This is a genomic window from Mesorhizobium sp. WSM4813, from assembly GCF_055811555.1.
Genome location: NZ_JBVVQU010000051.1, coordinates 43,645 through 49,717, shown reverse-complemented (window position 1 = coordinate 49,717; position 6,073 = coordinate 43,645). Strand labels below are relative to the sequence as shown.

The 6,073-nt window shown below is 61.1% G+C and carries 6 protein-coding genes; 3 read left to right on the top strand and 3 right to left on the bottom strand.

Translation table 11 applies throughout. The features are described 5' to 3' along the window. Positions 1–125 precede the first annotated feature (125 nt). The 3 genes from AC0L25_RS25035 to AC0L25_RS25025 are packed head-to-tail and all read right to left on the bottom strand — an operon-like array spanning position 126 to position 2,624. Positions 126–545: a cupin domain-containing protein gene (locus AC0L25_RS25035; RefSeq protein ID WP_473597973.1), complete on the bottom strand. Its 420-nt coding sequence runs from the start codon at positions 543–545 to the stop codon at positions 126–128. A 16-nt stretch (positions 546–561) separates the two neighbouring features. Next, positions 562–1,416: a phosphoenolpyruvate hydrolase family protein gene (locus tag AC0L25_RS25030; RefSeq protein ID WP_473597972.1), complete on the bottom strand. Its 855-nt coding sequence runs from the start codon at positions 1,414–1,416 to the stop codon at positions 562–564. 11 nt (positions 1,417–1,427) lie between these two features. After that, the gene (locus tag AC0L25_RS25025; protein WP_473597971.1) at positions 1,428–2,624 is read right to left on the bottom strand and encodes a Tm-1-like ATP-binding domain-containing protein; all 1,197 of its coding nucleotides are present in this window, start codon (positions 2,622–2,624) and stop codon (positions 1,428–1,430) included. Positions 2,625–2,736: 112 nt separating this feature from the next. Here AC0L25_RS25025 and AC0L25_RS25020 point away from each other — a divergent pair, with 112 nt between their 5' ends. From AC0L25_RS25020 to AC0L25_RS25010, 3 genes are all read left to right on the top strand, one after another. Further along, the gene (locus tag AC0L25_RS25020; RefSeq protein WP_473597970.1) at positions 2,737–3,420 is read left to right on the top strand and encodes a TetR/AcrR family transcriptional regulator; all 684 of its coding nucleotides are present in this window, start codon (positions 2,737–2,739) and stop codon (positions 3,418–3,420) included. 357 nt (positions 3,421–3,777) lie between these two features. Beyond that, positions 3,778–5,094: an ABC transporter substrate-binding protein gene (locus AC0L25_RS25015; protein WP_128341179.1), complete on the top strand. Its 1,317-nt coding sequence runs from the start codon at positions 3,778–3,780 to the stop codon at positions 5,092–5,094. Between the two features lie 73 nt (positions 5,095–5,167). After that, positions 5,168–6,073 carry a carbohydrate ABC transporter permease gene (locus tag AC0L25_RS25010; RefSeq protein WP_029348308.1) on the top strand — a complete coding sequence of 302 codons (906 nt, stop codon included), beginning with the start codon at positions 5,168–5,170 and terminating at the stop codon, positions 6,071–6,073.

Genomic DNA, 6,073 nt, shown 5'->3' with positions numbered 1-6,073 from the left:
CTGCGGCGGACAGCACAGGGGGAAAAGTGTAACCCATGTATCCGGTTCAAAGTGTTACCCATCTATCAACTGGACACCGGCAGGCAGATGAGGGGCAGCGCTGCCGAAGAAGGACATAGCCGAGCCTATTTCCCGCCCGGCGGCAGCAGCCTGAAATCCGGCAGGTCGCGCAGCGCCAGTTCCGGCCCGGCCGGCGAATAGACGACGAAGAGCTGCATCGGCCCATCGCCGGTGTTCAGCGTCGAGTGGAAGCGGCTTTCCGGCACATAGATGGTGCAGCCGGGGCCGACCTTCTCGACGACCGGATTGCCGTCCTCGTCCTCAACCATCTGCTCGCCATTGCCTGAGATGACGAAGATGATCTCTTCAGCACCCGGATGGTTGTGGCGCGTGTGGCCCTTGCCGGACGGCAGGTCGACGACTCCGGCGGAAAAGCGCTCAGCACCATTCACCTCGGGCGCCACTGTCAGCGACAGTCTGCCCCAATCGAAGCCGAAGGCGCTGACATCCGTCGGGTAGACAAACACCTTGCTCTTGTCGGTCATCGTCTCGCTCCTTTCTTTATTTCGCGATGGCGTTCGGGGCATCGAGCATGACAGCCTTGAAATCCGCGGTCTGCCTGGCGATCGCCGCCTCCGCCGGCAGCCGCTCCATCGAGCTGGCGCCGTAGAAACCGTGCAGACCCTTGCAGCGTTCGAGAATGTACCGGGCATCGTCCGGCATGGAGATCGGCCCGCCATGGCAAAGCAGGATGACATCCTTGCGCACGACACGCGCCGCTTCAGCGATCGCGTTAATCTCCGTCACACAGTCGTCGAGCGATTTGGCCGACGTCGCGCCGATCGAGCCGCCGGTGGTCACTCCCATGTGAGCGACGACGATGTCAGCGCCCGCCTTAGTCATGGCGCGCGCTTCATCGGGGTTGAACACGTAGGGCGTGGTCAGGAGATCGAGCTCGTGTGCTGCAGCGATCATGTCGACCTCGAGCCCAAAGCCCATGCCGGTTTCCTCGAAGCTTTGCCGCATCTGGCCGTCGAACAGGCCGATGGTCGGAAAGTTCTGCACGCCGGAAAAACCCATCATTTTCAGCTCGGCCAGCAGCAACGGCATGATGACGAAGGGATCGGTGCCGTTGACGCCGGCCAGCACCGGCGTCTTCTTCACCACCGGCAGCACCTCGTAGGCCATTTCCTTGACGATCTCGTTGGCGTTGCCATAGGCGAGCAGGCCGGCAGCCGAGCCGCGCCCGGCCATGCGGTAGCGGCCGGAATTGTAGATGATGATCAGGTCGATCCCGCCGGCCTCCTCGGCCTTGGCCGACAGGCCGGTGCCGGCGCCGCCGCCGACGATCGGCACGCCGCCGGCAATCATCTTGCGGAACTTTTCCAGAATTTTCTTGCGCGGTATGGCGGCCATGTTTTCTTCTTTCACTGTCCGGCGATGTCGAGAAAAGCCGCAACCGCAGCCTTGGCGAATTCGGGATCGTTGATGTGCAGCGGCAAGCGGATCACGCAGCGTATGCCGTTCGGCATGATCGTGCGCTCGATAGCCTCAAAGAGTGCTGCATCGGCCTCTGGGTCGAAGAAAGTGCCGCCTTCGATATCGAGCGCCGAGACTCCCTTTTCGGGAATGAGGAACCTGACCGGGCCGTCGCAGAGCCTCAGTTTGGTGCCGATCCATTCGCCGATCTTGCGGCTTTCGTCAGGTGTCGTGCGCATCAGCGTCACGTTCGGATTGTGCTCGTAAAACAGCCGCCCGCCATAGCGTTCCGGAATGGTCGGCGGCGCCCAGAAATTCACCATGTCGAGCGCGCCGACCGAGCCGACATACGGCAGTTTCGTTCGGGCGATCGCGCCCAAGCGGTCTTCCGTTGCTGGCAGCACGCCACCGAACAGGAGGTCGCAGACCTCGGTCGTCGCGATGTCGATGACACCGGACAGCAAGCCGCTGTCGGCCAGCTTCTCCATGGTGCGGCCGCCGGTACCAGTGGCGTGAAAGACCATGCAGTCATAGCTCGAACGAAGCTGCTCGGCGATGGAAGTCACGCACGGCGTGGTCACACCGAACATGGTGAGGCCGATCGACGGTCTGCCGTCGGGCGGCGGCGCCGGTTTCGCAGCCATGCCCGATATCGCCTGGGCGGCGTTGTGCAGCACGACACGAGACAGCCGGTTCAGGCCGGCCATGTCGGTCACCGACGGCATCATCACGATGTCGGAGATATCGACATAGGGTGCGGTGTCGCCCGAGGCGAGCGTCGAAACCATGATCTTGGGCAGGCCGAGCGGCAGCGCGCGCATGCCTGATGTGATGATCGAAGTGCCGCCACCACCGCCAATGCCGATCACACCTGATATGTCGGTGCGCGATTGAACAAACCGGGTGAAGGCGATGGCCATTGCCGCCACCGCGGTGCCGCGGTCGTCGCTGCCCAGCACGGCACTGCTGCCGCCGGGATGGTGGCCGGCGACCTCTTCGGCCGAGAGATCGACCGGCACGGTTGGGTTGCGCGTTCCGACGTCGACGCGGGCGACAGCGGCACCGGTGGCGGCGACCGCGTCAGCCAGAAAGGCGAGTTCTTCACCCTTGGTGTCGGCGGTGCCGACCACATAGACGCGCTTCATTGCGTTTCCCCGGTTTCAGGCGCGCTCGGCGTTGCCGCCTGCCGCTCTTTGCCCGGCCTTTCGGCATCGCGAAGGCCATTGCAATTTTTTGAGACGCGAGTATCGTATTGACATGAACGTCTCACGTCAACAAGCGGCGGCTTCCGACGATGCCGGTTCTGGGACCGCACGTGGACCGCGCGCGCGCACAAGACGGCTGATGCTGGAGACGGCGACAAGGCTGATGCAGGCGGGCGCCACGCCTTCAGTCAGCGAGGTCGCCGAAGCGGCGGAAGTTTCCCGCGCCACCGCCTATCGGTATTTCCCAAGCCAGGCGGCGCTGGTGCAGTCGGTGGTCGACGAAGGACTCGGGCCGATCCTCACCTGGAAATCGGCCTCGACCGATCCCGAGCGCCGCGTCGTCGAACTGTTCGATACGGCCATGCCGCGCATCGAGGCCTTCGAGGCGACCTTCAAGGCGGCGCTGAAGCTGTCGCTCGACCAGTGGGCGCGACGGCAGGCCGGCACGCTGGGCGGCGAGCCGGCCTTTACGCGCGGCCATCGCGTCGATCTGCTCAAGGACGCGATCGCACCGCTCAAGCACCGGCTGCCGCCACGCGAATTCAAGCGTCTGGCGCAGGCCCTGTCGTTGATCTTCGGCGTCGAAGTGCTCATCGTGCTGAAGGATATATGGGGGCTGGACAGCCGCAAGATGATGTCGGTAGCGCAATGGGCAGCCGGCGCCTTAGTGCGGGCTGCAGTGATGGAATCGATGACCGACGGAGGCAGAAGCGCGCGGACGGCAGCTGCGGAATAATATCGATCTGGTTCGACCAGATGGGGATGCCGATTACTGACAATACTCGGTGCGCCGTAGCGCGAGCAAGGCTCCTGCGTATCAAGGAGTAGGAAAATTTAAGAAAAACAGACAGATGTTGCTGGAATCCGCTTGTCTGAGGCCCTGCCATCGTCCAAGAAAGAGCTTGACGTGCGTCCGAAATTGGTAATACCAGATCAGGACAATATAGCGGATTAAAGGTGAGGGCTGCGATCCAATTCCGGCTGGGCAAGGAGGCTCAAACTGGAACGCTGCTATCACGGGAGGAACTACCAGGGCCGGCCTCGCCGTCGGCTCGCATGATACGGTAGAATGCGCACAAGGGAGGAAATCATTATGCGCAAGACAATGACCAGCATGCTTGCTGGTATCGGCTTAGTGCTCGCCTGCGGAACGTCCGTCTACGCGCAGGATAAGGAACTCACCATCTTCTGGGCTGAATGGGATCCGGCGAACTATTTGCAGGAACTCGTCAACCTTTACGAGGCCGAGAGCGGCGTGAAGGTCACGGTCGAGACGACGCCGTGGTCGGATTTCCAGACTAAGGCGTTCACTGAATTCAACGCCAAGGGCAGCGCCTACGACATGGTCGTCGGCGATTCGCAGTGGATCGGCGCCGCATCCGAGGCCGGTCACTATGTCGACCTCACCGACTTCTTCAACAAGCACAATTTGAAGGAAGTGATGGCGCCGGCGACGGTGAAATACTACGCCGAATATCCGTCCAACTCCGGCAAATACTGGTCGATCCCGGCCGAGGGCGACGCGGTCGGCTGGTCCTATCGCAAGGACTGGTTCGAAGACCCGAAGGAGATGGAAGCCTTTAAAGCCAAGTACGGCTACGATCTCGGTGTGCCGAAGGACTGGAAGCAGCTGCGCGACATCGCCGAATTCTTCCACCGTCCCGACGAAAAGCGCTACGGCGTCGCCATCTACACCGATAACTCCTACGATGCTTTGGTGATGGGCGTCGAGAACGCCATCTTCTCCTTCGGCGGCGAACTTGGCGATTATGCCACTTACAAGGTCGACGGGATCATCAACTCCGAGCAGAACGTCAAGGCGCTCGAGGCCTACAAGGAACTCTATTCCTTCACCCCTCCTGGTTGGGCCAAGGCGTTCTTCATCGAGGACAACCAGGCGATCACCGAGAACCTGGCGGCGATGAGCATGAACTACTTCGCCTTCTTCCCGGCGCTCATCAACGAAGCCTCCAACCCGAATGCCAAGGCCACCGGCTTCTTCGCCAACCCTCCAGGACCGAACGGCGACCAGTTCGCGGCGCTCGGCGGCCAGGGCATCTCCGTCATTTCCTATTCCCAGAATCAGGAAGAGGCGATGAAGTTCCTGGAATGGTTCATCAAGGACGAGACGCAGAAGAAATGGGCCGAACTCGGCGGTTACACGGCAAGCGCCAAGGTGCTCGAGTCGCCTGAATTCCAGAACGCCACGCCTTACAACAAGGCCTTCTACGAAACCATGTTCAAGGTGAAGGACTTCTGGGCGACGCCGGAATATGCCGAGCTGCTCATCCAGATGAACCAACGCGTCTATCCGTACATCACCGGCAATCAGGGCACGGCCAAGGAAGTGCTCGATTCACTCGCCGCGGACTGGAACGCGACGTTCAAGAAATACAACCGCGTGAAGTAAACGGCACTAACGCTCGGAGGGGGCGGGAGCCCGCCCCTTCCGTTTTCTTTTCCGGACAAGGAAGGAACGGGCCTTGGCCACTGCAGTCATGACCACCCTGGATCCCAACTCGCGCTCCGCAGCCCGCGGCATGAGCGACCTCACGATCCGCAATCTCTTCATCATTCCGACGATCGTTTTCCTGATCGTCTTCAACATCTTTCCACTGATCTATTCGCTTGGCTATTCGTTCACCGACTTCCGCGCGTCGAGCCCGGCGGCGGCCAATTTCGTCGGACTGCAAAATTACCGCGAGCTGCTCAACGACCCGTTCATCTGGTCGAATTTCGCCATCACCGCCAAGTATGTCATCGTCTCCGTGGTCGGCCAGGTTATCGTCGGCTTCGGCGTGGCGCTGCTGCTCAACCGCGATATCCCGTTGAAGGGCCTGCTGACGACACTGCTGCTGTTGCCAATGATGCTGTCGATGGCTGTAGTCGGCCTGTTCTGGAAACTGCTCTACGATCCGTCCTTTGGCATCATCAACTATACGCTTGGCCTCGGCTCCTTCGAGTGGCTGTCCAACCCCGACATGGCGCTCTACGCGGTCGCCATCACCGACATCTGGATGTGGTCGCCCTTCGTGATGCTGCTGTCGCTCGCCGGCCTGTCGGCGGTGCCGAAGCACCTCTACGAGGCGGCCGCGATCGACCGCGCCGGCTCGTTCTACACGTTCTTTCGCATTACGCTGCCCTTGGTCGCGCCGATCCTGATGATTGCGATCATTTTTCGCACCATGGAGGCGTTCAAGACCTTCGATCTCGCCTATATCCTGACCAGCCAGCCAACCACCGAGGTGATCTCGATCCGGCTCTACAAGATGGCGTTCCAGGAATGGCAGACCGGGCGCTCCTGCGCGCTCGCCTACATCGTGCTGATCATGATCCTGGCGATCACCAACATCTACGTCAAATACCTGAACAAGGTGAAGGAGCGCTAG

Excerpts from the sequence above, each read along its gene's own strand:
- AC0L25_RS25035 (WP_473597973.1), bottom strand. The coding sequence starts at position 545 with ATGACCGACAAGAGCAAGGTGTTTGTCTACCCGACGGATGTCAGCGCC.
- AC0L25_RS25030 (WP_473597972.1), bottom strand. The coding sequence starts at position 1,416 with ATGGCCGCCATACCGCGCAAGAAAATTCTGGAAAAGTTCCGCAAGATG.
- AC0L25_RS25025 (WP_473597971.1), bottom strand. The coding sequence starts at position 2,624 with ATGAAGCGCGTCTATGTGGTCGGCACCGCCGACACCAAGGGTGAAGAA.
- AC0L25_RS25020 (WP_473597970.1), top strand. The coding sequence starts at position 2,737 with ATGAACGTCTCACGTCAACAAGCGGCGGCTTCCGACGATGCCGGTTCT.
- AC0L25_RS25015 (WP_128341179.1), top strand. The coding sequence starts at position 3,778 with ATGCGCAAGACAATGACCAGCATGCTTGCTGGTATCGGCTTAGTGCTC.